Raw genomic sequence first — 25921 nt, 5'->3', positions numbered from 1 at the left:
TTATTAAGGAGTATAAAATGGATGTTACCGCAAAATATGAATTAATTGGTCTTATGGCGTATCCTATCCGTCATAGCTTATCGCCCGAAATGCAAAACAAAGCGTTAGAAAAAGCGGGGCTACCGTATACCTATATGGCTTTCGAAGTGGATAACACGACGTTTGCCAGCGCCATTGAAGGACTGAAAGCATTAAAAATGCGCGGTACGGGCGTCTCCATGCCAAACAAACAGCTCGCGTGTGAGTATGTCGATGAATTAACGCCAGCAGCAAAACTGGTTGGCGCTATCAACACCATTGTTAACGATGACGGCTATCTACGCGGCTACAACACGGATGGTACGGGCCATATTCGGGCAATTAAAGAAAGCGGTTTCGATATTCGGGGAAAAACCATGGTGCTGCTCGGCGCGGGAGGCGCGGCTACCGCCATTGGCGCCCAGGCAGCCATTGAAGGCATTAAGGAAATTAAACTGTTTAACCGTAAAGATGACTTTTTCGAAAAAGCGGTTGCCTTTGCGAAGCGGGTGAATGAAAACACCGATTGCGTCGTTACCGTCACCGATCTTGCCGATCAGCACGCTTTTACTGAAGCGCTTGCCAGCGCAGATATTCTGACGAACGGCACCAAAGTTGGCATGAAACCATTGGAGAACGAATCCCTGATCGGCGATGTTTCCCTGCTCCGCCCTGAATTGCTGGTCACCGAATGTGTTTATAATCCGCATATGACAAAGTTATTGCAGCAGGCGCAACAAGCTGGTTGCAAAACAATTGATGGTTACGGCATGTTGTTATGGCAAGGAGCCGAACAGTTTGAACTGTGGACAGGAAAAGCGTTTCCATTGGACTATGTGAAGCAGGTGATGGGATTCACAGCCTGACCGGTAAAATTATAATTGCGACGAATGACAATGAAGGGTACCAAATGAAAACCGTAACTGTAAGAGATCTCGTGGTTGGCGAAGGCGCGCCAAAGATCATTGTGTCGCTAATGGGAAAAACCATTACCGATGTGAAATCGGAAGCACTCGCCTACCGTGAAGCGGATTTCGATATTCTGGAGTGGCGCGTTGACCATTTTGCCAACGTGACAACGGCGGAAAGCGTACTTGAGGCCGCCGGCGCCATCCGGGAGATTATTACCGATAAACCCTTGCTATTTACCTTCCGCAGCGCGAAAGAAGGCGGCGAACAGGCGCTAACCACCGGACAGTATATCGCTCTGAATCGTGCAGCGGTTGACAGCGGTCTGGTCGATATGATCGATCTTGAGCTTTTTACCGGCGACGATGAGGTGAAAGCCACCGTCGGCTATGCTCATCAACACAACGTTGCGGTGATCATGTCTAACCATGATTTTCATAAAACGCCCGCAGCGGAAGAGATTGTTCAGCGTCTGCGTAAAATGCAGGAACTGGGCGCCGATATTCCGAAGATCGCCGTCATGCCGCAGACTAAAGCCGATGTCCTGACCTTACTTACCGCCACTGTAGAAATGCAGGAGCGCTATGCGGATCGTCCGATTATTACCATGTCAATGTCGAAAACCGGGGTAATATCTCGTCTTGCCGGCGAAGTGTTCGGTTCTGCAGCAACGTTTGGCGCGGTGAAAAAAGCATCTGCGCCGGGACAAATATCGGTAGCCGATCTGCGTACCGTATTAACTATATTGCACCAGGCGTAATACTTTATCGTGTGGCGGAATATTCTCTTTCTGCCACAATAAAATAAATAGTTATCTGACATGAATATGTTCCATATTCATTGAAAGCCGCTGTCTTTATTACCTTAACACGGTTATATCGATATTGCTTTCAGGGATAATAGTGGAGTAAATATGAAACTCAATAAGCCATCACGCATTAATGGCCGCGTTCCCGTGCTCTCTGCACAAGAAGCAGTAAATTATATCCCGGACGAGGCCACTTTATGTATTCTGGGCGCAGGCGGCGGCATTCTCGAAGCGACAACATTAATTACCGCACTGGCAGATAAATATCAAACAACCCAGTCACCACGAGATTTATCTATTATTAGCCCTACCGGATTAGGTGACCGCGCCGATCGCGGCATCAGCCCGCTGGCGCAGGAGGGACTGGTAAAATGGGCGCTATGCGGACATTGGGGGCAATCTCCCCGTATTTCTGAACTGGCTGAACAAAATAAAATCGCCGCCTATAACTACCCACAAGGCGTATTAACCCAGACGCTGCGCGCCAGTGCCGCACACCAGCCGGGTATTCTGAGCGATATCGGTATTGGTACCTTTGTCGACCCTCGCCAACAGGGCGGAAAATTAAACGACGTGACTAAAGAAGATCTCATTAAGCTGGTAGAGATCGATAATAAAGAATATCTTTATTATAAAGCGATAGCGCCTAATGTGGCTTTTATCCGCGCCACCACCTGCGACAGCGAAGGCTATGCATCATTTGAAGATGAGGTGATGTATCTTGATGCGCTGGTGATCGCCCAGGCCGTTCACAATAATGGCGGTATTGTAATGATGCAGGTGCAGAAAATGGTAAAAAAAGCCACGCTGCATCCAAAATCCGTGCGTATTCCCGGCTATCTGGTGGATATTGTGGTTGTCGACGCCGACCAGACGCAACTGTATGGCGGCGCGCCGGTGAACCGATTTATCTCCGGGGATTTTACTCTTGATGATAGTACCCAGCTTACCCTGCCCCTTAATCAGCGCAAGCTGGTAGCCCGACGCGCGCTGTTTGAAATGCGTAAAGGCGCGGTAGGCAATGTGGGCGTAGGCATTGCCGACGGTATTGGTCTGGTCGCTCGCGAGGAAGGCTGCGCCGATGACTTCGTGCTGACCGTAGAAACCGGCCCGGTGGGCGGTATTACCTCTCAGGGCGTGGCCTTCGGCGCCAATGTCAATACCCGCGCGATCCTCGATATGACCTCACAATTTGATTTTTATCACGGCGGTGGGCTCGATGTCTGCTATTTAAGTTTTGCCGAAGTGGATCAACACGGTAATGTCGGTGTACATAAATTCAACGGCAAAATTATGGGCACCGGCGGGTTTATCGATATTAGCGCAACGTCGCAAAAAATTATTTTCTGCGGAACTCTGACGGCCGGAAGTTTAAAAACTGAAATTACCGATGGCAAATTAAATATTCTGCAGGAAGGTCGCGTGAAAAAATTCGTCAGCGAACTGCCGGAAATTACGTTCAGTGGAAAAATTGCGCTTGAGCGCGGGTTAGATGTGCGTTACATCACTGAACGTGCGGTTTTCACTCTCAAACAAGATGGCCTGCATTTAATTGAAATTGCGCCTGGCGTCGATCTGCAACGGGATATTCTTGACAAGATGGATTTTTCACCGGTTATCTCACCAGATTTAAAACTGATGGACACAAGATTATTTACCGATAGCACTATGGGATTCACGCTTCCTGACGCAACACATTAAAAGGAGTACAAATATGGATTTTTCATTAACTGAAGAACAAGAACTATTACTGGCCAGTATTCGCGAGTTAATCACCAGCAATTTTCCGGAAGAGTATTTCCGTACCTGCGATCAAACGGGCACCTATCCCAAAGAATTTATGCAGGCGCTGGCGGAAAACGGTATTTCGATGCTGGGCGTCCCGGAAGAATTCGGCGGCATTCCGGCTGACTATGTAACGCAAATGCTGGCGCTGATGGAAATCTCAAAATGCGGTGCTCCGGCCTTTTTGATTACCAACGGCCAATGCATTCACAGTATGCGCCGTTTTGGTTCCGCAGAACAACTGCGTAAAACAGCAGAAAGTACTCTGGCCACCGGCGATCCAGCATATGCGCTAGCTTTAACAGAACCTGGCGCGGGATCTGATAATAATAGCGCCACAACAACCTGGACGCGTAAAAACGGCAAGGTTTATCTTAACGGTCAGAAAACGTTTATCACCGGTGCAAAAGAATATCCTTACATGCTGGTTCTGGCGCGCGATACGGAGCCAAAAGATCCTAAAAAAGCGTTCACGCTTTGGTGGGTGGACTCAAATAAACCGGGCATAAAGATTAATCCGCTGCACAAAATTGGCTGGCACATGTTGAGTACATGCGAAGTTTATCTCGATAATGTCGAGGTGGACGAAAGCGACCGGGTCGGTGAAGAAGGCATGGGTTTCCTCAATGTCATGTACAATTTTGAGATGGAGCGTTTGATTAATGCGGCGCGCAGTACAGGTTTCGCCGAATGCGCATTTGAAGATGCCGCCCGTTACGCCAACCAGCGTATCGCCTTTGGTAAACCCATCGGCCATAACCAGATGATCCAGGAAAAGCTGGCGTTAATGGCCATCAAAATCGAAAACATGCGCAATATGGTGTTGAAAGTCGCCTGGCAGGCCGATCGGGAAGAGTCACTGCGTACCAGCGCCGCGCTGGCTAAACTGTACTGCGCACGCACAGCGATGGAAGTGATTGACGATGCGATTCAGATTATGGGTGGGCTTGGTTATACTGACGAAGCCCGTGTCTCCCGCTTCTGGCGCGATGTTCGCTGCGAACGTATCGGTGGCGGCACGGATGAAATTATGATCTATGTGGCAGGACGCCAAATTCTGAAAGACTATCAGAACAAGTAAGGATCGTACCGGAACGTCTTATTCGGCCTGACTGCTTTACGGCATCAGGCCGAATAAATCAGATAAATTTCGCCGTCAGGTATTTGGCAGCAAATACGCCTGCTCAACCAGACTATTTTTAAATTGCTTACGATAATCGTTGGGAGAACATCCTACATGCCGCATAAACAATTTGGCAAAATGGTCCACATTTTCATATCCTACCCACCATGAAATTTCTGCCAGTGGCGACTCAGTGTTTGTCAGCGCAAACTTGGCCTCGGTCATACGTCGTTGAATAACATAGTTGATAGGGGATATATGATATTCTTTGGCAAATTCATGGCATATATAACTGACGCTGGCGCGAAATTTTTTCGATAGCTGGTCAAGCGTGATTTTCTCACGATAATTATTATTGAGATAAACAAGTACATCCTTAATTAATACATCTTTTTTAATGTAGCCTTGTTCAGAACGATAGGCATTTTTAAAATTTTCATAGTAAAGTGCGGTCAGAGTGTAAGCAAATGCATCGTATACAGAGGAAGCCAATACGTTTTTCCCCTGCGGAAGTAACACGCTTAATTCATTAAAGATACTTTTAATGACCTCTTTTCCCTGAACCACGGAAACCACCGGACAGGAATGACTCTGCAATAGTTGGTTTTCTTCCCAACCTGGAAAACAAAACCCATACAGCGCACAGGTATAGGTGGTAGCCGGCGAATTGCTGTCGGATGCTACAGCGTGTAGCCGCCCCCGCTCAACGACGACAATATCGTCCGCATGCGCGACGTAGAGTGAAGAGTCAATAATTAACCTGGCTATCCCTTTTTTGACGTAAATAAGCTCTGTTTCATTATCATGCATATGATGACCAGACTCCCAGTTTGGATCATCGCTAATCACAAAACGTGAAAATCGAGGGGTCTTGTCCTGTTCAAAAATCGTCTCCGCGGCGGAGTCAAAACAGCGCTGATACATAATAACCTCTGTCAGGTTTAAAAAGATAACCAGGATAAAATAAAGCGAGCGTCAGTGTTGTACAACCGTGGAGATTACCAGCAAAACAAGATTATTCGTTCCGAATGCAAGATATTATGTTCTTTTGCAGACAGCTCAGATTACCTGTCGATAGCGTATTATCAGACAAAAATACATAGCCGACATATCTTTGATGTTTTCTTTTAACCTTACAGAAACAACATCGCACGTTTCATGTTAAAAAATGATGATATGCTTCGCACTTATTATTCTCACTACCGTATTTATATTTTTATGACGCCCTTTTCAGATGGTTGCTAACGATTCTCTGTTCGCAGATTTTTCGTGCAAGATTGTTGGCAAGGAAAACAGATTGACCCATCGAAAACCTCTTCCGACTGCCGCAGACTATTTTCAGTCAGATTTACGTTACTTATCCGCACGCGACTCACTGGAGATGCAATGAAAATAATAACCTGCTTTAAGTTGGTGCCTGAAGAACAGGACATTACCGTGACCCCGGAGCATTCGCTCAATTTTGATCGTGCCGAGGCCAAAATCAGCCAGTTTGATTTAAATGCAATTGAGGCCGCCGCGCAGTTAGCTGGCGATGGCGACGAGATCGCCGCGCTCACCGTCGGCGGCTCTCTGTTACAAAATTCAAAAGTCCGCAAAGATGTGTTATCCCGCGGGCCAGATGCGCTTTTTATGGTTCAGGATGCGCAGCTGGAGCACGCCCTGCCCAAAGAAACCGCGCTGGCGCTAGCATCCGCGGCGGAGAAAATCGGCTTTGACCTGCTGCTCTTTGGAGAGGGCTCCGGCGATATTTATGCCCAACAGGTGGGCCTGCTGACTGGCGAACTCCTGAAACTCCCCGTCATCAACGCAGTAAGCCATATCCAACGCGACGGCGACAAAATCATCGTTGAACGCACACTGGAAGAAGACGTTGAAATTATCGAGCTCACGCTGCCCGCGGTGCTTTGCGTGACCTCAGATATTAACGTTCCACGCATCCCGTCAATGAAAGCCATTCTCGGCGCCGGGAAAAAAGCCGTTACGTCGTGGCTGGCGAGCGATATCCACTGGACCCCAACCACGCCAATGGCGGAACTGGTCGCCATCTCGGTACCGCCGCAGACAGAACGCAAGCATATCATTCTCGATAACGATTCGCCGGAAGCCATTACCGCACTGGCCGACCATTTGAAAAAATCCCTGAACTAAACCCAACGGAGAAAAATTATCATGAATCATTTAGCTAACGTATGGGTATTTAGCGATAACGTAGAGCGTTATGCTGAATTAATGACCGGCGCGCGGCAGTGGGGAGAAAAAGTTTACGCCATCGTGCAAGGAAACACGGAGATCGACTACGTGAAAGCGCTTGGCGCTGATGAGATAGTCATTCTTGAATCGCATACGGATTTGCAGCGCGTGGAAAACTATGCCGAAACGCTGGCCTCGTTATTAGGCGACCAAAATGGGCTGCTGCTCATGGCGGCGACCAAGCGCTGTAAAACGCTGGGCGCCCGGCTGAGCATCCAGCTTGACGCCGTGATGGTGAACGACGCGACGTCTATTGACCTCCTCGACGGGACGCTACACGCAGAGCATCGCATGTACGGCGGACTTGCTTTCGGCAAAGAGAAATTAAACAGTCCGCAGGCGATTATTACGCTGGCACCCGGCGTGCTGGAACCCGCCGCCCCTCTCCCCGGTCATACTTGCCCGCAGACCACGCTGGCATATATTGCCCCACGCCACGAGGTATTGTGCCAGCAGCGGCGCGCGAAATCGTTAAGCAGCGTCGATTTGAGCAAAGCCAAACGGGTCATCGGCGTAGGACGAGGCCTGGCGGCGCAAAGCGATCTGGATATGGTGCATAAACTGGCGACCATCCTCGGCGCAGAAGTGGGCTGTTCCCGCCCCATTGCGGAAGGTGAAAACTGGATGGAACGCGAGCGTTATATTGGCGTATCCGGCGTTCTGTTGAAATCCGATCTCTATCTGACGCTGGGCATTTCCGGCCAAATTCAACATATGGTGGGTGGAAACGGCGCAAAAATTATTGTCGCAATTAACAAAGATAAAAACGCGCCCATTTTCAATTATGCCGATTATGGCCTGGTGGGCGATATCTATAAGGTTGTTCCTGCCCTCATCGACCAGTTAAGCCGCTAATTCCTTTTTCAACGCACATCTCCCGTCGTCGATACGGCGGGAAAGGAGCATAAAGCATGTCGGATGATAAATTTGACGCTATTGTGGTGGGCGCAGGCGTAGCAGGAACGGTCGCCGCGTATGTGATGGCAAAAGCGGGACTGGATGTACTGGTTATTGAACGCGGAAACAGCGCGGGCAGCAAAAATATGACCGGTGGCCGGCTCTACGCTCACAGTATCGAAAGTATTATGCCGGGATTCGCAACGTCCGCCCCCATCGAACGTGTCGTTACCCGTGAAAAAATCTCCTTTTTAACCGAAGAAAGCGCCGTCACACTTGATTTTCACCGCGCGCCCCCTACTCCGCCCCTTACGTCATATACCGTACTGCGCAACAAACTGGACCCGTGGCTAATGGCGCAGGCGGAGCAGGCTGGCGCGCAGTTTATCCCAGGTGTACGGGTCGACGCTCTGGTACGTGAAGGCAATCGCGTCACTGGCGTTCAGGCCGGGGATGATATTCTGGATGCGAATATTGTGATTCTCGCGGACGGCGTGAATTCCATGCTGGGCCGTTCACTGGACATGGTGCCTGCCTCTTCTGCGCATCACTATGCCGTCGGCGTAAAAGAGTTGATTGGGCTCTCTCCGGCACTTATTGAAGAGCGCTTTAATCTGGCGTCCCATGAAGGCGCCGCCTGGTTATTCGCTGGCGCGCCCTCCAACGGGCTCATGGGCGGCGGGTTTCTTTATACCAACCGCGATTCGGTTTCTCTGGGGCTGGTATGTGGCCTGGGCGACATTGCTCACGCGACCAAAAGCGTACCGCAAATGCTGGAAGATTTTAAACAGCATCCGGCAATACGCCCTTTGATTCAGGGGGGAACGCTGCTTGAATACTCTGCTCATATGGTGCCCGAAGGCGGCATAGCAATGATGCCGGAGCTGGCAAATGACGGCGTGATGATTGTCGGCGACGCCGCCGGTCTTTGCCTGAATCTCGGTTATACCGTCCGCGGCATGGATTTAGCCATCGCGTCCGCGCAAGCGGCCGCTCAAACCGCCATTGACGCTAAAGCGCGGCAAGATTTTTCCGCCGCGAGTCTTGCCGGTTACAAACGCGCGCTGGAGAAAAACGGCGTGTTACGCGATATGCGGCATTTCCGCAAACTCCCCGGATTAATGGAAAACCCACGGCTTTTTACCGAGTACCCGCGAATGGCGGCAAACATTGTGGGCGATCTGTTCACCGTTGATGGCGGTCCAGTCCCACCGTTGCGTAAAACTATCCTGTCACATGCGAAAAAAATTGGACTGGTGAATCTATTAAAAGACGGCATAAAAGGGGCTACGGCATTATGAGTTCGGACAATAAGGTGAATGTTGACGTCAAATTGGGCGTAAATAAATTTTACGTAGATGAAGGACACCCACATATCATTTTGCGCTCCTCGCCTGACATGCTGGAGTTTAATAAATTAATAAAAGCCTGCCCTGCCGGACTCTATAAGCTGGACGATGCGGGAAATATTCATTTTGACTCCGCGGGCTGCCTGGAATGCGGGACCTGCAGGGTTCTCTGCGGCAATACTCTTCTCGAAAAATGGGAATACCCGGCGGGAACGTTCGGCGTTGAGTTTCGCTACGGCTGACGCTCTGAAACACCGGATAACGACGCTACGGCGTCTTATTCGGCTTGTCCCCGGAGATTACGTCATTTGTATTAATAGAGAACAAGTCAATGAGTGTTACATTAACGTTTGACGCCGCAAGGCGGAAAACCTATCGCGAGTCCGGCTACTGGGGCGATGCTTCACTGGGCGACTACTGGCGGCAAACCGCACGCGCCGTACCCGATAAAATCGCCGTGGTCGATAATCATGGCGCGTCCTGGACCTACGCCGCACTCGACTGCGCGGCAAGCCGCCTGGCAAACTGGTTACTGTCTCAGGGGATTCAACCGGGCGATCGCGTGGCCTTTCAGCTTCCGGGCTGGTGTGAGTTTACCCTCATTTATCTGGCCTGCCTGAAAACGGGCGCGGTATCTGTCCCGCTACTTCCCGCCTGGCGAGAAGCAGAGCTGGTTTGGGTGCTGAACAAATGTCAGGCTAAAATATTCTTCGCCCCTACCGTGTTCAAACAGAATCGTCCGGTCGATCTTATCCTTCCGCTACAAAATCAACTGCGCCATCTGACGCATATTGTCGGCGTGGATAAACTGGCGCCTGCCACCACAGCGCTTGCGCTTAGTCAAATCATCGACCGCAGCGAACCGTTGCAGTCAGACATTAACATTCACGGTGATGAACTGGCGGCAGTGCTGTTTACCTCCGGCACAGAAGGAATGCCGAAAGGGGTAATGTTGACCCACAATAATATTCTTGCCAGCGAACGGGCGTATTGCGCGCGGTTGAATTTAACCTGGCAAGATGTGTTCCTGATGCCTGCGCCACTGGGCCACGCCACCGGATTTTTACACGGCGTCACCGCGCCCTTTTTAATCGGGGCGCGTAGCGTATTGCTGGACATCTTTACCCCAGAAGCCTGCCTTACCTTATTAGCGCAGCAACGCTGTACCTGTATGTCAGGCGCGACGCCGTTTATTTACGATCTGCTTTGTGCCGTTGAGCAACAGCCTGCCGACCTCTCCTCACTGCGATTCTTCTTATGCGGCGGCACGACTATTCCCAAAAAGGTTGCCCGCGACTGCCAGCAGCGCGGTATCAAATTATTGAGTATTTACGGTTCTACAGAAAGTTCTCCACACTCGATGGTTAATCTGGGTGATTCGACTTCACGCATGATGAACACCGATGGTTATGCCGCCACCGGTGTAGAAATTAAAATCGTGGATGAAGATCGCAATACGCTTCCAGCAGGCCACGAAGGCGAAGAAGCCTCGCGCGGGCCGAACGTTTTTATGGGATACCTGGACGAGCCGGAACTTACCGCCCACGCACTGGATAATGAGGGCTGGTATTACAGCGGCGACCTCTGCCGCATGGATGAAGACGGTTATATCAAAATTACCGGGCGCAAAAAGGATATTATTATACGTGGAGGTGAAAATATCAGCAGTCGCGAAGTCGAAGATATTTTGCTACAGCACCCTCGCATACACGATGCTTGCGTCGTTGCTATGCCTGATGAACGCTTAGGCGAACGTTCATGCGCGTATGTGGTCTTAAAACCGCCGCACCTTTCGCTGACGCTGGAAGAGGTGATCGCTTTTTTCAGTCGAAAACGGGTAGCGAAGTATAAATATCCGGAACGGATCGTCATCTTAGAAAAACTGCCCAGAACCGCCTCTGGCAAAGTGCAGAAGTTTCTGTTGCGGCAGGATATTATTGAGCGGCTGCGCCAGGAGCACACTGCGGTATAAATTGCCGGATGGCGACGTTAACGCCGCCATCCGGTATTACACTACTTCTTCAGTTCCGCCAGACTCAGCCAGGTCTGAACCACGGTGTCCGGGTTCAGCGACAGGCTGTCGATCCCCTCTTCCATCAGCCAGGCGGCAAAGTCTTCATGGTCGGACGGACCCTGACCACAAATTCCAACATATTTGCCCTGTTTTTTCGCCGCGCGGATCGCCATCGACAGCAGCGCTTTCACCGCGTCGTTACGCTCGTCAAACAGTTCAGACACCACGCCGGAATCGCGATCCAGCCCCAGCGCCAGCTGCGTCATGTCGTTAGAACCAATCGAGAAGCCATCAAAATACTCGAGGAACTGTTCAGCCAGCAAGGCATTGGACGGGATCTCGCACATCATGATGATCTTCAGCCCGTTCTCGCCGCGTTTAAGCCCCTGGCGCGCCAGCTCTTCGATGACCGCTTTCGCCTGGTCGACCGTCCGCACGAACGGGATCATGATTTCGACGTTGGTAAGGCCCATATCGTTGCGCACGCGTTTCACCGCTTCGCATTCCAGCGCAAAACAATCGCGGAAACTTTCTGCGACGTAACGGCCCGCGCCGCGGAAGCCCAGCATCGGGTTTTCTTCATGCGGCTCATAACGTTCGCCGCCGACCAGGTTGGCGTATTCGTTGGACTTAAAGTCAGACAGGCGAACGATGACGCGTTTCGGGTAGAAGGCGGCGCCTAACGTCGCGATCCCTTCCGTCAGTCGACCAACGTAAAATTCACGCGGCGAGTCAAACCCTTTCATCATCTCACGAATGTCGTTTTGCAGCGCGGCATCCTGGTCGTCAAACTCCAGCAGCGCGCGCGGGTGAACGCCAATCATACGGTTAATGATGAATTCCAGTCGCGCCAGACCTACGCCTTCATTCGGCAGGCAGGCAAAGTCAAATGCTCTGTCCGGGTTGCCGACGTTCATCATGACCTTCAGCGGTAGCTCTGGCATGGTATCTACGCTGGAGCTTTTTACGCTGAAATCCAGCATGTCGGCATACACATAACCGGTATCACCTTCCGCACAGGAGACGGTTACTTTTTCGCCATCTTTCATGCGTTCGGTGGCGTCGCCGCAGCCGACTACCGCCGGAATGCCCAATTCGCGGGCGATAATCGCCGCGTGACAGGTGCGCCCGCCACGGTTAGTGACAATCGCCGCCGCTTTTTTCATGATCGGTTCCCAGTCCGGGTCGGTCATATCGGTGACAAGCACATCGCCAGGCTCAATACGGTTCATTTCGCCGATATCGTGAATAACTTTTACCGTACCTGCGCCGATACGATGCCCAATGGCGCGACCTTCGGCAATGATTTTCCCTTGCGCATGTAGCGTATAACGCTCCATCACCTGGCCACGGGAGCGCACGGTTTCCGGACGTGCCTGCACAATAAAGAGCTTACCGGTATGACCGTCTTTCGCCCATTCGATATCCATCGGACGACCATAGTGCTGCTCAATCTGCACCGCTTGTTTAGCCAGTTCCTGCACTTCTTCGTTGGTGAGCGAGAAAATGTCGCGCTGTTCCTGCGGCACATCCTCAATCTTCACTTGCTTGCCGTGCTCCTGGGTGGCGGCGTAAACCATGCGGATTTTTTTCGACCCCATGGTGCGGCGTACGATGGCCGGACGGCCTGCCGCCAGGGTTGGCTTATGGACATAAAATTCATCCGGGTTAACCGCGCCCTGCACCACCATTTCACCCAGTCCCCATGCCGAGGTGATAAAGACCACCTGGTCAAAGCCGGATTCGGTATCGATAGAGAACATCACCCCTGACGAGGCGAGATCGGAGCGAACCATCCGCTGCACGCCAGCGGAAAGCGCTACGCCGCGATGATCATATCCCTGGTGAACGCGATAAGAGATAGCGCGATCGTTAAACAGAGAAGCAAATACGTGTTTCACTGCCACCAGCACCGCGTCGAAGCCCTGAACGTTAAGAAACGTTTCCTGTTGGCCCGCAAACGAAGCATCTGGCATATCTTCCGCCGTGGCGGAGGAACGCACGGCAAAAGAGGCATTTTCATCATCCGACGAAAGCTGTGCATAGGCATCGCGGATGGCGTTTTCCAGCGCCGGCTGGAAAGGAGTGTCGATAATCCACTGGCGGATCTGCGCGCCCGCTTTCGCCAGCTGGGAGACATCATCAATATCTGTCTTATCCAGCAGCTCATAAATGCGCTGGTTTACGCCGCTTTGATCCAAAAACTGGTTAAACGCATCGGCAGTGGTTGCAAAACCATTCGGAACGGATACGCCCATGCCGGAAAGGTTAGTAATCATTTCACCCAGGGAGGCATTTTTGCCCCCAACTCTGTCTACATCATTCATGCCGAGTTGGTTATACCAAAGCACCAGCGGTGACGAGCCATTGTTGGACATCGAACAATCCTTTTGTGATAAATGAACGAGTTTAAGAAACACATAGTTGCGTATTTATCCTGGCATACTTAAACCCGCGAAAAAAACGGTGAATCGTTCAAGCAAATTTATTTTTTCATTTTTTCAGATTGTTTACGTAGTTGCGCAAACCCGCGCATAGCACGGCATTCCCTGAATAACCCCCGGTATAAACTGCGTTTCCAGGAAATGAAACACACTTTTCATTAATTATAAAAAGCGCCTGTCATTTTATAAAATAAGCGACAAGTTATACGTTTCCCGTTACTTTTAATTTATGCTTTCAGATAATTATGTTTACTCTTCAGGATGAACAGAATGGATAATGTTGTTGATCGCCATGTTTTCTATATTTCTGATGGTACCGCCATCACCGCCGAGGTCCTGGGTCACGCGGTCATGTCGCAGTTTCCGGTGACGATCAGCAGCATCACGCTGCCATTCGTGGAAAACGAAAGTCGCGCCCGCGCCGTCAAAGACCAAATTGACGCCATTTATCAGCAAACCGGCGTTCGCCCGCTGGTATTTTACTCGATTGTTTTACCTGAAATTCGCGCCATCATCTTACAGAGCGAAGGTTTCTGCCAGGATATCGTCCAGGCGCTGGTGGCGCCGCTTCAGCAGGAGATGAAACTGGATCCGACGCCGATCGCTCATCGTACTCATGGGCTTAATCCGGGTAACCTGAACAAGTATGACGCCCGTATTGCCGCTATCGATTATACCCTGGCGCATGATGATGGCATTTCATTGCGCAACCTCGATCAGGCCCAGGTCATTTTACTTGGCGTTTCGCGCTGTGGAAAAACGCCCACCAGCCTCTATCTGGCGATGCAATTCGGTATTCGTGCGGCTAACTACCCTTTCATCGCCGATGATATGGATAATTTGACACTGCCTACATCGTTAAAACCGCTACAACATAAACTGTTCGGCCTGACAATTGACCCTGAACGCCTGGCGGCAATTCGCGAAGAACGCCGTGAAAACAGTCGCTATGCCTCGTTGCGTCAGTGCCGCATGGAAGTGGCGGAGGTTGAAGCGCTGTATCGTAAGAATCAGATCCCCTGCCTGAACAGCACCAATTATTCCGTTGAAGAGATAGCCACCAAGATTCTCGATATTATGGGGCTTAACCGCAGGATGTACTAGCAAACTAGTTTAATGGGTTGGTTTTTGTTATCATGCCGTTCTGCCTGCGAGGTGTGACACGCCTCGCACTTGAAATCAGCAGGGATTGGTTTATCGTGATGCCCATCACTTCCCGGTAGTCCTGCCGTTGAAGCAACAAATTTCTGAGACTTGTAATGAACAGAACCGACGAACTCCGTACTGCGCGTATCGACAGCCTGGTAACACCGACCGAACTCGCGCAGCGGTATCCTGTATCGTCCTCCGTCGCCAGTCACGTTACCGACTCCCGACGCCGGATAGAAAAGATTTTAAATGGTGAAGATCCACGGCTACTGGTCGTCATTGGCCCCTGTTCGATTCACGATCTGAATGCTGCCATGGAATACGCGACGCAGCTCCAGGCACAACGCCAAAAGCATCAGGCGCGTCTGGAGATCGTCATGCGCACCTATTTTGAAAAACCGCGCACCGTTGTGGGATGGAAAGGCCTGATTTCCGATCCCGACTTGAATGGAAGTTACCGCGTCAATTATGGGCTTGAACTGGCGCGTCGCTTGCTATTGCAGGTGAACGAACTGGGAGTACCGACCGCCACAGAATTTCTTGATATGGTCACCGGCCAGTTTATTGCCGATCTGATCAGTTGGGGAGCGATTGGCGCGCGTACCACCGAAAGCCAAATCCATCGGGAAATGGCTTCCGCACTCTCTTGTCCGGTCGGCTTTAAAAATGGTACGGATGGCAATACTCGCATTGCCGTTGACGCTATTCGCGCCTCCCGCGCCAGCCATATGTTTCTCTCGCCGGATAAAGACGGACAGATGACCATCTACCAGACGAGTGGCAACCCGTATGGGCACATCATCATGCGCGGCGGTAAAAAACCGAACTACCACGCTGAAGATATTGCCGCCGCCTGCGACACGTTGCATGAATTTGATCTGCCGGAACATCTGGTCGTCGACTTCAGCCACGGCAACTGTCAAAAACAGCATCGCCGCCAGTTGGAGGTATGTGATGATATTTGCCAGCAGATTCGTAATGGCTCCACGGCAATTGCCGGGATTATGGCCGAGAGTTTTTTACGGGAAGGCACGCAAAAAATTATCAGCGGTCAACCATTAATCTATGGTCAGTCCATTACCGATCCCTGCCTGAACTGGGAAGATACGGAAGTTTTGTTGGAAAAACTTGCCGCAGCGGTAGACAGCCGCTTTTAATAGCTCGCCCATCCTGCCGGGATGGGCGTTTCTTCGATGCGTTACCCGCCCTTTTCTCTCCGCGCGCGTATATCACTCCCCAGAATTAGCACTTGCTGTTATCGCATTAATTATTGATAATAATAATCATTGTGAGTTTGATTATTAATAAATAACATGTCGCGTATGGATAACACCGAGCTGCCTCACCCTAAGGAAATGGACAATGAAACGCTTCTCCCTGCCGCTGAACGGCGCGTCAACAGTCAGGCGCTATTAGGTCCGGACGGCAAAGTCATTATCGATCACAACGGTCAGGAGTATCTGTTGCGCAAAACTCAGGCCGGTAAGCTACTGTTAACCAAATAGCGCTCCCGCCAGCAGACGATGCTGCTGGCATCAGGCTAACTTGAACAACTGACCTCCAGCCGCTTTCCCCACTCCGGCGGTCGGCTGGCATAGTCATCATCTCGATCGGTAAAAGGTTGACGTAAAACTTCATGCAACCGATGCAGTTCCGCCATGTCTCCTTGTTCAGCCGCATCTATCGCGCGTTGCGCCAGCCAGTTGCGCAACACAACCGCAGGATTCACGCGTTGCATCTGCTGTTGGCGCAGCGCGTCATCAACCGCCTCTGTGCGCAATCGCGCCCGGTAGCGGTCGAACCAGGCATCGAACGCCGCGCGATCGATAAACGTATCCCGCAACGGCGAGGAAGCGCTCTGTTGCTCCGTATGGCTTAACATCCGAAATGTACGGGTATAGTCACTCCCTTCGCGCGCCATCAGACTAAACAATTCATTCAGTAAAGCGTTATCGTCTTTTTGCTCGGTAAAGAAGCCCAGCTTCTGGCGCATTCGCTGCCCATAGTGCGTTAACAACGCGTCCTGGTAGCGATCCAGCGCTCTGTTTAACGCGTCGATCTCAATAAAAGGGGTTAACGTCTGCGCCAGACGTTGTAAATTCCACAGCGCCACCGACGGTTGATTATCAAAGCGGTAACGTCCCTGATGATCGGAATGGTTACCAATGAAGCCGGGATCGTAGTCGTCGAGAAAACCAAAGGGGCCATAGTCGATGGTCAGCCCCAGAATCGACATGTTATCCGTATTCATAACGCCGTGCGAAAAACCGACGGTTTGCCACTCGGCGATGAGTCTTCCGGTACGCGCCGCCACCTCTTCAAACCACAAAGCATATTTTTCCGGGACATCCTGCCATTGCGGCCAGTAATGACGAATAGCGAAATCAGCCAGTTGCTGAACTTTTTCCGGCTCACGGCGGTAGTAGAAATGTTCGAAATGACCAAAACGCATATGACTTTGCGCCAGACGCATTAACATCGCGCCCGTTTCCTGCGTCTCTCGCTGAACCGGCGTATCGCTGGCTACGATAGATAACGCGCGCGTAGTGGGAATACCCAGATAATGCATGGCTTCGCTGGCAAGACTTTCTCGTATGGTTGAACGCAGGACGGCGCGTCCATCCCCCATTCGCGAATAGGGTGTTAATCCGGCGCCTTTCAGATGCCAGTCGAGGGTCGAGCCATCCGCCAGGAGCTGTTCGCCCAGCAAAATACCGCGTCCGTCGCCGAGTTGTCCCGCCCAGATGCCGAACTGATGCCCGCTATATACCTGCGCGACAGGCGACATACCGGGTAATAAGGTTTCGCCGCCCCAAACGCCAGCGCCATTGGTAGCGTCAAATAACGAAGCGGGAATGGCTAACTGCTGCGCCAGTTCGTCGTTATACCAAATCAGTCGCGCATTTTTTAACGGTGTGGGTAAAAGCGCGGTATACGTTGCTGGCAGTTCATCGCGCCAACGGGCAGTAAAAGACAGGGTCATAGGGCCTCCTGTCTTCAGTGTAGACGGTTAATCACCGGTTAAACACCGGCAAACAGAAAGGTTATCGCTGAACGAGTTTAATGAGCTGGCTTACCGGCACCGAAGGCCATAGTCCGCCCTGGAATGCGCTAAACCCCAATGGCGCTGCGCGCGCAAACATCGCCTCAGTATCAATACCGGCAATCATCAGCGACTCGCAGCTGGAGGAGATCTGGGCAACGATAGCGTGCATGAATGGTTCGAATGAGATCATTTCAGCTCGCTGCTGAATAAAATTTTTATCCAACATGACTCGTTTGAAAAGCCCATCGAAAATAGCTTTAGTCGACGCCTCGCCTGCCCCAAAATTTGCCAGCATTAATGGAAAATGCATTGCCAGATTAGCTAACGTTTCATTGTTTTTGCCCTGGTTTAACCCAGGATAATTCTCATTTATAGCTAATTCAAGAAACGGAAAGCGCGCTGCCCGGGAAAAAAGTTCGCTATCTAATAATAATAAGTCACTAATTGCAGGCGGTAAATTAAGCCATGCAATAAGTTTATGCTGAATAAAAAAGTGCTGACAGGTTTCTAACAACGCCAGTTTTTCAACAAACAGACAGTATTGTTCCTCCACCGAAAGGCGAGGCGCTACCAACTCAGTCGGCATCCGCACGGCGCCGTCTTCAGCGGCAAACGTTGCAATAATCTCTAAACCAACAAGCCGAGCGTTTTCATCCATGACGGGAAGGAAAAAGAGTTCGGAATGGTAAAGCTCATCAAGTGAAGCAATCATTACGCCAGTCCCATGGTTAGGGCGCTATTCGCCATCCAGTCACTACGGACGGAAACAGACGTAACTTCAGATACTAATTGAAGCGTCATCATTTTTCTTGTTTACCGGTGAACCGGTTCCTTTTTTTAACTTACTCTGATTATAAACCAATATCCAATGTTGTACTTTTAACAGGGCGTGAGCACACCCGTTTTTAATAAAAGTACGTTTGTAAATGCTACGGTTATATCATTATATATGATGACAACAGATGTCATAAGTTCAACCGGCGATATGTTAAAAATAGACTATAAAATTTATATCGTCTGCGGGGTTAAATTCGCCGTGCCTGCCAGAAGTTTTTTCGCCAGTACACATTATCCAGCGATGAACGCATCACGCCACGACTGGTAGAGGCATGAATAAACTCATTATTTGTATCGTAAATACCAACATGTAAACCACTTTCGCCCGAACCGGTTTTAAAGAAAACCAAATCTCCGGGCAGCAATTCATCTTTATCGATTCTGGTGCCGATTTTTGATTGTTCACGCGTATCACGAGGCAACTGCAAATCAAACTTGTCGCGCATAGTGACTACCACAAAGCCGGAACAGTCCACGCCTCTGCGACTCATGCCGCCGTAACGGTATGGCGTACCGCGCCAGGACTGCAACTGATCGTTCAGACCCGCAATGACGGTAATGGAGTCTGATAATCTGGCATTTGGCGCCGGAGCCCGATGAGTACTGCATCCTGCCAGGAACAATGCTGTGATAACAAGAAGCCAAAAACGCATGCCGCAACAATCCTCTGTTTTTATTTTGGTATTAATTTAGCGTCGAAATTACCTGCTTTTCAAGAAACGATTTTACTTAAGTGGCCGAAATGAGCATTGGATGCCCCTCGACGTCGAGTCGTCGAAAGCGCAGACCGTAGGCTTGCGCCAGATAAGAGGGGGTGAGCACCTCTTCCCGGCGGCCGCAGGCAATGAGTTTACCGCGCTTTAGTAACCAGGCTTTATGCGCATGGCGCAGCGTGTGGTTCAGATCATGGCTACTCATCACAATCGCAATTCCTGCCTGACATAAATGATGTAATACCCGATCCAGAGCGTTTTGTTGCGCAACATCGAGACTGTTCATCGGCTCATCAAGCAGCAATAATTGACCGACCGGATTAGCGTCGGGATGAATTTGTAGTACAACGGCAGCAAGGCGAACGCGCTGCCACTCGCCACCGGAAAGCTGATTCACGCTTCGCCCCAGTTTGTCGCCCAATCCAAGCATATCGGCCACCTCGTTAAGCTGCCCGGTTCGCGTTTTATCAGGTTGATGCAATGTCAGGTAATGCCAGACCGGCATGGCGAACGGCGGATTTTGCTGTTGCGCAAGATAAGCGCGGTGTTGGGCAAGCGTTGCCGTCGCCCATGCCTCCAGCGGCGCTCCGCCAAACCTGATGCTCCCCTCGCCGGAGGTTAACCCCGCCATACGCGCCAGTAGCGTGCTTTTCCCGGCACCGTTCGGCCCGACAAGATGAAGGATCTCTCCTGCGCTTACTTCGCCGGAAAGCGGCCCCAGGCGGGTGCTCTCGGCGACATCCTTTAATTGCATCAATTGAGACATTATTTTGCCAACGCGATTTTTATGCTTTCCATCACAATAGGATCTTCAGGCGTCATATCCGGCGAAAAACGCTGTACCACCTGACCATCCCGGCCTACCAAAAATTTTTCAAAATTCCACAGGATATCATCCGGATAGAGTGGCATACGCCCTTTGCTTACCATCCGTTCGTAAAAGCCGCTCTTCTCCGGCGCGACTGCCGTTGGCGCAGCGGCTATCAGTTTTTGATACAGCGGATGGCGCGCGTCGCCATTCACATCAATTTTGCTGAACATCGGGAACGTGACGCCCCAGGTGCTGGCACAATAGGTTTTAATCTCCTCTTCGCTGCCTGGCTCCTGCCCCATAAACTGGTTGCAGGGAAAACCCAACACGACAAACCCCTGATCTGCCCACGCCTTCTGGATATTTTCCAACTGTTCATATTGCGGCGTCAGGCCACATCTGGAGGCGACGTTTACAATGAGCAGCACTTTTCCGGCGTATTTTTCAAGTGTAGTGACCTCTCCATCAATCGTCGTAACGTGAGTATTAAGAAGCGAGTTTTGCATGGTGTCTCCCTGATGTCGGTAGAATAGCGGGTTTCATCGTTAGCCTTTAATCATAGACTGCGAATGATGAAAGCAGTTGTTTACCGATGCGCTAACGCGCGGATTTGAGCAGCAGCCAGATAAACACTGGTGCCCCCAATGTGGCGGTGACCACCCCGATAGGCAGTTCAGCCGACGCCAGCGCCAGTCGGGCGACCACATCAGCCAATAGCAGGGCGATAGCCCCGGCCAGCGCACAGCCGGGAAGTAAAACCCGGTGATCGGTTAAACCACATAAGCGCAGGATGTGCGGAATAACCAGACCGATAAAACCAATCGCCCCCGCCATCGCCACGCTGACGCCCACCATCCAGCCGGTGGCGATGACCAACAAATTGCGCCAGAACCACAGCGGCAGGCCAAGTTGCCGCGCCGAGGTTTCCCCTAGCGCCAGCATATTCAGCGGTTGCGACTGGCAACATATCCAGATCAGTACCGGGATGAGCGCAATCATTAGCCAGCTCTGCTGCCAGTCAACGCCGCCGAATCCTCCCATCATCCAGTACATTAATTGCCGCAGATCGAAAGAGGTGGAAAAATAGATAGCCCACGTCATCAGCGCGCTACAGATAATGCCCAGCGCGACGCCCGCCAACAACAAGCGGCTGGTAGAGAGATGGCGGCGCGCAAAACGCAGCAGGATTAACGTAATAATGAGCGCGCCGGCTATAGCGCACAGTCCCAGCGCCCATCCTGGCAGTTGCCCCTGCCCCAGTAAGACGGCGGCAATAAGCCCAACACCGGCCCCATTCGAAACGCCGAGCAGGCCCGGTTCAGCAAGTGGGTTTTCAAACAGCGCCTGCATCACAGCGCCCGATAGCGCCAGCGCAGCGCCAACCAGCAATACCGCAAGCGTGCGGGGAAGGCGAATTTGCCAGACAAACAGTTCTCCCCGGGCGCTTAACCAGTCACCGGGGGCAATCCACTGTTCGCCTGCGCATAAGCTCAGAAATGTAGCCAGTAACACCAGCAGTGACAGGCTCAGAAGCCAGCGAACGTTTCGTCGCTGTTGTTGGCGGGCAAAAGTCAGCATGTTATCCATTCAGCTGAAAAGAGGTAGCGTGATTTTACGGTGGGTATCCTCTACTTGAAAGAAAAAAGGCCGCAATGCGGCCTTTTTAGTTATACGGGTCATCTTTCAGGCTGACAGATACGCTGTCATCCCGCTGATCTACTTGCGGGATGGCAGCGTATCTGCCGCAATACACCCTGATGGATGTTATGCCTGGATCTGATTACTCTTCTTTGGGCGAAGCGTTTTCGACCCGGCTCTTTAACTTCTGCCCGGGTCTGAAGGTCACCACGCGCCGTGCTGTAATAGGAATATCTTCACCCGTTTTCGGGTTACGCCCCGGACGTTGATTTTTATCACGCAGATCGAAGTTACCAAAACCAGAGAGTTTCACCTGCTCACCGTTTTCCAGAGCACGACGGATCTCTTCGAAAAACAGTTCAACCAGTTCTTTGGCATCCCGCTTGCTAAGCCCAAGCTTATCAAACAGATATTCTGACATTTCAGCTTTTGTAAGCGCCATAGGTTCAATCCCTCAATGATGCCTGGAATCGCTCTTTTAATGCCTCTACACATTTGGCGACGGTAGCGGCAATCTCCTCTTCTTCGAGTGTACGGTTGGTATCCTGAAGGATCAGGCTGATAGCGAGGCTCTTATAACCCTCCGCAACACCCTTACCGCGGTACACGTCAAATAAGTTTACGCCAACTACCTGATTTACGCCAACTTTCTTACATTCGGATAAAATATCCGCTGCGGGAACGTTTTCTGCAACAACAACCGCAATATCGCGACGGTTGGCCGGGAAGCGTGAAATCTCCCGCGCCTGCGGCACGATACGGTCTGCGAGCTTATTCCATTCCAGTTCAAACACCAGCGTACGACCATTCAGATCCAGTTTACGTTCCAGTTCAGGGTGAACAACCCCAATAAAACCAATACGTTCATCTTTCAGATAAATCGCCGCAGACTGTCCCGGATGCAGAGCCGGATTCATCTCCGCCTTAAACTGGATATCACCCAGTTTGCCGGTTAAATCCAGTACTGCTTCCAGATCGCCTTTCAAATCATAGAAATCAACGGTCTCTTTTGCCAGGTTCCAGTGCTCATCATAGCGGTTACCGCAAATCACGCCAGCCAGCATCAGATCCTGTCGAATACCCAGATTGGCTTGTGTATCCGGAACGAAACGTAAACCGGTTTCAAAAATACGCACGCGATTCTGCTGACGGTTTTGGTTATAGACCACCGTCGCCAACAATCCGCTCCACAGAGACAGACGCATCGCCGACATCTCAACGGAGATAGGGTTTGGCAGCAGCAGCGCTTCTGCGCCTGGATGGATGAGCTGTTGTACTTTAGGATCGACAAAGCTATAGGTAATCACTTCCTGATAGCCTTTGTCGTTCAGCATGGTTTTAACCCGCTTCAACGACAGATCGGCTTCACGGTGCGTCCCCATGATTAAACCGGCCTGGATTGGCTCGTCCGGAATATTGTTATAGCCGTAAACGCGGGCCACCTCTTCCACCAGATCTTCTTCAATCTCCATATCGAAACGCCAGGTCGGCGCCACGGCTTTCCACTCGTCCTGCCCTTCGGTCACTTCACAGCCCAGACGACGCAGAATATCACTGACCTGCTCATCCGCAATATGATGCCCGATCAGGCGATCCAGTTTACTGCGACGCAGCGTAATGGTGGCGCGTTTCGGCAATGTTGCTTCGTTGCTCACATCAATTATCGGACCCGCATCACCGCCACAGATATCAAGAAGCAGACGAGTAGCGCGCTCTATCGCTTTATATTGCAGCGCCGGGTCCACCCCGCGCTCGTAGCGATGAGACGCATCGGTATGCAGACCGTGGCGGCGAGCGCGACCGGTGATAGACAGCGGATTAAAGTACGCACACTCCAGCAGCACATTTTGCGTTTCGCCATTCACGCCGGAATGTTCGCCGCCAAAAATACCGGCTATCCCCAGCGCCTTATGGTGATCGGCGATCACCAGCGTGTCCGCATTTAACGTCGCTTCGCTACCGTCCAGCAGGACGACGGTTTCACCCTCTTTTGCCATCCGCACGACAATACCGCCATCAATGCGATCTTTATCGAAAGCATGCATTGGCTGACCCAGTTCGAGCAGCACATAGTTCGTGACGTCAACCACCGCATCGATGGAGCGAATACCGCAGCGACGCAGTTTCTCTTTCATCCACAGCGGCGTCGGCGCGTTAACATTGATGCCTTTTACCACCCGGCCAAGATAGCGTGGACACGCATCAGCGGCCTCTACTGTAATCGGCAGCGTATCGCTGATGGTTGCCGTAACCGGCGCCATTTCAGGCTCCTGGAGCGGCGCTTTGTTCAGTACCGCCACATCACGCGCAACGCCGATGATACCTAAGCAATCCGCACGGTTCGGCGTGACGCTAATTTCGATGGTATTGTCGTCAAGCTTCAGGTATTCACGGATATCGGTACCCAGCGGCGCATCCGCCGGCAGTTCGATAATGCCGCTGTGATCGTCGGAAATCCCCAGTTCGGAGAAGGAGCACAGCATCCCTTCAGACGGTTCGCCGCGCAGTTTCGCCGCTTTAATTTTGAAATCGCCCGGCAGGATGGCGCCAATGGTGGCCACCGCTACTTTCAGCCCCTGACGACAGTTTGGCGCGCCGCAGACGATATCCAACAGGCGTTCTCCGCCAACGTTGACTTTCGTTACACGCAATTTGTCAGCGTTCGGATGCTGGGCGCACTCAACCACTTCCCCAACCACAACGCCATTGAAGCTTCCCGCGACCGGCTCAACGCCGTCTACTTCCAGGCCAGCCATCGTAATCTGGTTAGCCAACGCATCGCTATCAATTGCCGGGTTAACCCACTCGCGTAACCACAGTTCGCTGAATTTCATTGTTTTATCCTGCCTTTATTTAAACTGTTTGAGGAAACGCAGATCGTTTTCGAAGAATGAACGCAGGTCGGTGACGCCGTAACGCAACATGGTCAGACGTTCCATCCCCATACCAAAAGCGAAGCCAGAATAGATTTCCGGATCGATACCGACATTACGCAGCACATTCGGATGCACCATCCCGCAGCCCAGCACTTCCAGCCATTTGCCGTTTTTACCCATCACATCCACTTCTGCAGAAGGTTCGGTAAACGGAAAATAAGAAGGACGGAAGCGAATCTGCAGATCCTCCTCAAAGAAATTGCGCAGGAAGTCGTGCAGCGTACCTTTGAGGTTGGTGAAGCTGATGTTGGTATCAACAATCAGACCTTCCATCTGATGGAACATCGGAGTATGCGTCTGGTCGTAGTCATTACGGTATACACGGCCCGGCGCAATAATACGGATCGGCGGTTGCTGCGCTTTCATCGTCCGGATCTGGACGCCAGACGTCTGGGTCCGCAGCAGACGGGTCGCGTCAAACCAGAAGGTATCATGATCGGCGCGGGCCGGATGATGACCCGGAATGTTTAACGCATCGAAGTTATGGTAGTCATCTTCGATTTCCGGGCCAGTCGCCACGGTAAAACCAAGCTCGCCGAAGAAACTTTCAATACGGTCAATGGTACGCGTGACCGGATGCAGACCGCCGTTCTCAATACGGCGCCCCGGCAGGGAGATATCGATGGTTTCAGCGGCCAGACGGGCGTTAAGCGCTGCGCTTTCCAGCTCGGCTTTACGCGCGTTAAGAGCCTGTTGTACCTGCTCTTTCGCGGCGTTAATGACTGCCCCGGCTGCCGGACGCTCTTCCGGCGGCAGATCGCGTAGGGTCGTCATCTGAAGGGTTAAATGCCCTTTCTTGCCCAAATATTCGACGCGTACATTGTCTAACGCGGCAACATCTGACGCCTGGTTAATGGCGGCCGCTGCATTGGCAACCAGCTCTGCGAGATGTGACATGGTTTTCCTCATTGTGTCGGTGAAGACACCGGTTCATTGGACGTAATCTCTCGATTTCAGATACAAAAAAAGCCTCCATCAGGAGGCTTTTTTGCGCTGTTTTTCGTTTCGTTTTTCACGCGCTAGCCTCCTGGGATCAGGTGCTAAAGTAAAAAAAGAAACGGAAAATAGCAGCGTTCATGCTTGCGTTACCTTATGTGGTAAAACCGAACATCCTTTATTGAAAAGGGTTACAGGTCAATTGTCAACTCACTGAACAGTAAATAAAAGAGAGGGAGCCAGGCTCCCTCTTTT

At 51.4% G+C, this 25921-nt stretch carries 24 protein-coding genes and 1 other annotated feature; of the genes, 12 read left to right on the top strand and 12 right to left on the bottom strand.

What is annotated here, in order from left to right; translation table 11 throughout:
* The first annotated feature begins 17 nt into the window (after window positions 1-17).
* The 4 genes from ydiB to ACLD4F_RS01840 all read left to right on the top strand — a co-directional run bounded on the left by ydiB (window position 18) and on the right by ACLD4F_RS01840 (window position 4601).
* Window positions 18-884, top strand: coding sequence for a quinate/shikimate dehydrogenase (gene ydiB / locus ACLD4F_RS01855; protein ID WP_000383488.1), 867 nt, complete (start codon window positions 18-20; stop codon window positions 882-884).
* 44 nt (window positions 885-928) lie between these two features.
* The gene (gene aroD, locus ACLD4F_RS01850) at window positions 929-1687 is read left to right on the top strand and encodes a type I 3-dehydroquinate dehydratase (protein WP_000860224.1); all 759 of its coding nucleotides are present in this window, start codon (window positions 929-931) and stop codon (window positions 1685-1687) included.
* Window positions 1688-1840: 153 nt separating this feature from the next.
* Window positions 1841-3436 carry an acyl CoA:acetate/3-ketoacid CoA transferase gene (locus ACLD4F_RS01845; protein ID WP_000773598.1) on the top strand — a complete coding sequence of 532 codons (1596 nt, stop codon included), beginning with the start codon at window positions 1841-1843 and terminating at the stop codon, window positions 3434-3436.
* 13 nt (window positions 3437-3449) lie between these two features.
* Entirely contained in the window at window positions 3450-4601 is a 1152-nt protein-coding gene (locus tag ACLD4F_RS01840; protein WP_000347819.1) for an acyl-CoA dehydrogenase, read from the top strand.
* A 75-nt stretch (window positions 4602-4676) separates the two neighbouring features.
* On the opposite strand, the gene ACLD4F_RS01835 is transcribed toward ACLD4F_RS01840, so the two are convergent.
* A complete protein-coding gene (locus ACLD4F_RS01835; protein WP_079945004.1) occupies window positions 4677-5567 on the bottom strand; it encodes an AraC family transcriptional regulator in 891 nt (296 codons plus the stop codon).
* 462 nt (window positions 5568-6029) lie between these two features.
* Between ACLD4F_RS01835 and ACLD4F_RS01830 the strand changes: the two genes are divergently transcribed.
* The 5 genes from ACLD4F_RS01830 to fadK all read left to right on the top strand — a co-directional run bounded on the left by ACLD4F_RS01830 (window position 6030) and on the right by fadK (window position 11114).
* Complete coding sequence (locus tag ACLD4F_RS01830) at window positions 6030-6794, top strand: electron transfer flavoprotein (protein ID WP_000692096.1); 765 nt, start codon at window positions 6030-6032, stop codon at window positions 6792-6794.
* Between the two features lie 21 nt (window positions 6795-6815).
* Window positions 6816-7751, top strand: coding sequence for an electron transfer flavoprotein subunit alpha (locus ACLD4F_RS01825; protein WP_156010687.1), 936 nt, complete (start codon window positions 6816-6818; stop codon window positions 7749-7751).
* A gap of 56 nt (window positions 7752-7807) precedes the next feature.
* Window positions 7808-9094, top strand: coding sequence for an FAD-dependent oxidoreductase (locus ACLD4F_RS01820; RefSeq protein WP_001278555.1), 1287 nt, complete (start codon window positions 7808-7810; stop codon window positions 9092-9094).
* Complete coding sequence (locus ACLD4F_RS01815) at window positions 9091-9384, top strand: ferredoxin family protein (protein ID WP_000093359.1); 294 nt, start codon at window positions 9091-9093, stop codon at window positions 9382-9384. Before ACLD4F_RS01820 ends, ACLD4F_RS01815 begins: the two co-directional genes overlap by 4 nt.
* Before the next feature lie 89 nt (window positions 9385-9473).
* The gene (gene fadK / locus ACLD4F_RS01810) at window positions 9474-11114 is read left to right on the top strand and encodes a medium-chain fatty-acid--CoA ligase (RefSeq protein ID WP_411010647.1); all 1641 of its coding nucleotides are present in this window, start codon (window positions 9474-9476) and stop codon (window positions 11112-11114) included.
* Window positions 11115-11155: 41 nt separating this feature from the next.
* Here fadK and ppsA read toward each other — a convergent pair whose 3' ends face one another.
* Window positions 11156-13534 (bottom strand): phosphoenolpyruvate synthase, encoded by a 2379-nt coding sequence (gene ppsA, locus ACLD4F_RS01805; RefSeq protein ID WP_000069333.1) that lies wholly within the window; start codon window positions 13532-13534, stop codon window positions 11156-11158.
* A 336-nt stretch (window positions 13535-13870) separates the two neighbouring features.
* Here ppsA and ppsR point away from each other — a divergent pair, with 336 nt between their 5' ends.
* The 3 genes from ppsR to hemP all read left to right on the top strand — a co-directional run bounded on the left by ppsR (window position 13871) and on the right by hemP (window position 16254).
* A complete protein-coding gene (gene ppsR, locus ACLD4F_RS01800) occupies window positions 13871-14704 on the top strand; it encodes a posphoenolpyruvate synthetase regulatory kinase/phosphorylase PpsR (RefSeq protein ID WP_000370992.1) in 834 nt (277 codons plus the stop codon).
* A gap of 155 nt (window positions 14705-14859) precedes the next feature.
* Window positions 14860-15906 carry a 3-deoxy-7-phosphoheptulonate synthase AroH gene (gene aroH / locus ACLD4F_RS01795; RefSeq protein WP_001082196.1) on the top strand — a complete coding sequence of 349 codons (1047 nt, stop codon included), beginning with the start codon at window positions 14860-14862 and terminating at the stop codon, window positions 15904-15906.
* Window positions 15907-16062: 156 nt separating this feature from the next.
* Entirely contained in the window at window positions 16063-16254 is a 192-nt protein-coding gene (gene hemP / locus ACLD4F_RS01790) for a hemin uptake protein HemP (protein WP_000089118.1), read from the top strand.
* Between the two features lie 35 nt (window positions 16255-16289).
* Here the strand turns inward: hemP and selO are convergent, their stop codons facing one another.
* The 10 genes from selO to pheM all read right to left on the bottom strand — a co-directional run bounded on the left by selO (window position 16290) and on the right by pheM (window position 25808).
* Window positions 16290-17732, bottom strand: coding sequence for a protein adenylyltransferase SelO (gene selO, locus ACLD4F_RS01785; protein WP_023234482.1), 1443 nt, complete (start codon window positions 17730-17732; stop codon window positions 16290-16292).
* A 61-nt stretch (window positions 17733-17793) separates the two neighbouring features.
* On the bottom strand, window positions 17794-18507 hold the full coding sequence (gene ydiV / locus ACLD4F_RS01780; protein WP_000562006.1) for an anti-FlhDC factor YdiV: 714 nt from the start codon (window positions 18505-18507) through the stop codon (window positions 17794-17796).
* A 313-nt stretch (window positions 18508-18820) separates the two neighbouring features.
* Entirely contained in the window at window positions 18821-19285 is a 465-nt protein-coding gene (locus tag ACLD4F_RS01775; RefSeq protein WP_001213256.1) for a C40 family peptidase, read from the bottom strand.
* 76 nt (window positions 19286-19361) lie between these two features.
* Window positions 19362-20111 carry a vitamin B12 ABC transporter ATP-binding protein BtuD gene (gene btuD, locus ACLD4F_RS01770; RefSeq protein WP_000080607.1) on the bottom strand — a complete coding sequence of 250 codons (750 nt, stop codon included), beginning with the start codon at window positions 20109-20111 and terminating at the stop codon, window positions 19362-19364.
* Window positions 20111-20662, bottom strand: a complete 552-nt coding sequence (locus ACLD4F_RS01765; RefSeq protein WP_023232948.1) for a glutathione peroxidase — start codon at window positions 20660-20662, stop codon at window positions 20111-20113. The genes btuD and ACLD4F_RS01765 overlap by 1 nt, the downstream gene beginning before the upstream one ends.
* Before the next feature lie 91 nt (window positions 20663-20753).
* The gene (gene btuC / locus ACLD4F_RS01760; RefSeq protein WP_079944257.1) at window positions 20754-21734 is read right to left on the bottom strand and encodes a vitamin B12 ABC transporter permease BtuC; all 981 of its coding nucleotides are present in this window, start codon (window positions 21732-21734) and stop codon (window positions 20754-20756) included.
* A 202-nt stretch (window positions 21735-21936) separates the two neighbouring features.
* Complete coding sequence (ihfA, locus tag ACLD4F_RS01755; RefSeq protein ID WP_001229266.1) at window positions 21937-22236, bottom strand: integration host factor subunit alpha; 300 nt, start codon at window positions 22234-22236, stop codon at window positions 21937-21939.
* A gap of 4 nt (window positions 22237-22240) precedes the next feature.
* Entirely contained in the window at window positions 22241-24628 is a 2388-nt protein-coding gene (pheT, locus tag ACLD4F_RS01750) for a phenylalanine--tRNA ligase subunit beta (protein ID WP_000672402.1), read from the bottom strand.
* 15 nt (window positions 24629-24643) lie between these two features.
* Window positions 24644-25627, bottom strand: a complete 984-nt coding sequence (gene pheS / locus ACLD4F_RS01745) for a phenylalanine--tRNA ligase subunit alpha (protein WP_000018570.1) — start codon at window positions 25625-25627, stop codon at window positions 24644-24646.
* 62 nt (window positions 25628-25689) lie between these two features.
* Window positions 25690-25813: a sequence feature (Phe leader region), on the bottom strand.
* Window positions 25764-25808 carry a pheST operon leader peptide PheM gene (gene pheM, locus ACLD4F_RS01740; protein ID WP_001386830.1) on the bottom strand — a complete coding sequence of 15 codons (45 nt, stop codon included), beginning with the start codon at window positions 25806-25808 and terminating at the stop codon, window positions 25764-25766. (Overlaps the previous feature by 45 nt.)
* Window positions 25814-25921: the final 108 nt, after the last annotated feature.

The sequence above is a fragment of the Salmonella sp. 741265050_HSA genome, from assembly GCF_046569445.1.
Classification (GTDB): Bacteria; Pseudomonadota; Gammaproteobacteria; order Enterobacterales; family Enterobacteriaceae; genus Salmonella; species Salmonella enterica.
Note: the sequence above shows the minus strand (reverse complement) of the source record. Positions and strands in the feature narration are given on the sequence as shown.